This is a genomic window from Mesorhizobium sp. M7A.F.Ca.CA.002.05.1.1 (assembly GCF_003998335.1).
GTDB lineage: Bacteria > Pseudomonadota > Alphaproteobacteria > Rhizobiales > Rhizobiaceae > Mesorhizobium.
Genome location: NZ_RZQI01001158.1, coordinates 1 through 1,553 on the forward strand (window position 1 = coordinate 1; position 1,553 = coordinate 1,553).

At 60.0% G+C, this 1,553-nt stretch carries 1 protein-coding gene and 1 pseudogene; both read left to right on the forward strand.

What is annotated here, in order from left to right; translation table 11 throughout:
- Window positions 1–384 (forward strand): annotated as a pseudogene (locus EN939_RS33615) (quinoprotein relay system zinc metallohydrolase 2); the annotation flags it as partial.
- A 117-nt stretch (window positions 385–501) separates the two neighbouring features.
- Window positions 502–1,365, forward strand: a complete 864-nt coding sequence (locus EN939_RS33620; protein WP_127269859.1) for a quinoprotein dehydrogenase-associated SoxYZ-like carrier — start codon at window positions 502–504, stop codon at window positions 1,363–1,365.
- The last annotated feature ends 188 nt before the right edge of the window (window positions 1,366–1,553 follow it).

Here is a 1,553-nt window from a genome sequence, read left to right on the forward strand (position 1 = left end):
CACACCGACAACGACCTGACCGTATTCGATACCGCGACCAGAACGCTTTTTGCCGGCGATCTCGTGTTCATGGGCTCCTTGCCGACGCTCGACGGATCACTGCTTGGATGGCTCCGCCAGATGGATGCGCTCACCGCGATCGACGCCACGCGCGTCGTTCCAGGTCATGGTCCTGTAACGGCCGACTGGCCACAGGCGCTGGCGGGGGAGCGACGCTATTTCGAGATTCTGGCGCGCGATATCCGAAAGGCGATCGCCGACGGAACGCCGCTGCGCGAAGCAGTCAAAACCGCTGGCGAAACCGAACGGGATAATTGGCACCTGTTCGACGACTACAACCAGCGCAACGCAACGGCCGCATTTGCCGAACTCGAGTGGGAATAGACGATGCCGACATGCGTCCAGCAGCTGTAAGGCACGGCGATTTGCCAAGGCGTCGCCAAAGGCTTATCCTCAACGCCAGCCTGGGCACCACCTCTCTGCATTGGTGGAGGCATCGAAATGCAAAATCACCCTTACTCGAGCCGGCAGCTCGCTTTGCCGCTCGCATCCGTTTTTGTCGCGATCATCTTGGCCATCGGCACGCTGCTCGGTTCCTCCGGAACCGCCAGCGCACAGCAAACAACCGCGTCCTCGGACAGAATCTGGCATGACTTGAAGGGCGACGTGTTCGGCGATCGGGCAATTCTGGTCGATACCGGCGTCGTCAGGATCGAAGCGCCGAAGCGGGCGCAGGATGCCGCCATCGTGCCCGTGGACATCTATCTCGATCCAGCCAAGGCGCCGGACGGCATCAAATCCGTTACCTTGATCATCGATGCCAACCCTGCACCGGTGGCGGCAACGTTCCAGCTCGGCAAGGATGCCGGCGTGACGCATCTGTCGACGCGCGTGCGCGTCAACGACTATTCCTATCTGCGTGCCATCGCTGAGACGCAGAGCGGCCAGCTCCATATGATGCAGACCTTCGTCAAGGCATCAGGCGGATGCTCCGCCCCTGCGGTCAAGAACCAGGACGAGGCCAACGCGACGATGGGTCAGATGAAGCTGCGCCAGTTCCCGCCCAAAGAGACGATGACCAAGACTGAGGAACTGCAGTTGATGATCCGGCACCCTAACAATTCGGGCCTGCAGCGGGATCCGCTGACCCAGTATTTCATACCGGCGCATTTTGTTCAGAAACTGTCGATCTCGCAAGCCGGCCGGCCGATCCTCTCCATGGAAGGTGGAATATCGATTTCGGAAGACCCCAATTTCCGGTTCGATTTCACCGTGCATGGCAACGGCGAAATCCAGGTGGAAGCGACCGACACGGATGGCAAAACATTCCGCAATCAGTGGCCCCTGGAGACAGCAGGTCTCTAAAGTATCCCTCTTGCGCCGTAATGCCGGATGCTTGCCAGCTCGATCCCCGAAGTGAAGCTCATTTCGGGAGGATCATGTCCAGGCAAAGGATGGAACTCCATCCGGCTTGCGGAGGGAGCAGGCTCTAAAAGCAGCGCACGTCGGCTTCCGACTGCGCGCGCTTCAATTCGGTACGGGCGGCCTTCGCC

Excerpts from the sequence above, each read along its gene's own strand:
- EN939_RS33620 (WP_127269859.1), top strand. The coding sequence starts at position 502 with ATGCAAAATCACCCTTACTCGAGCCGGCAGCTCGCTTTGCCGCTCGCA.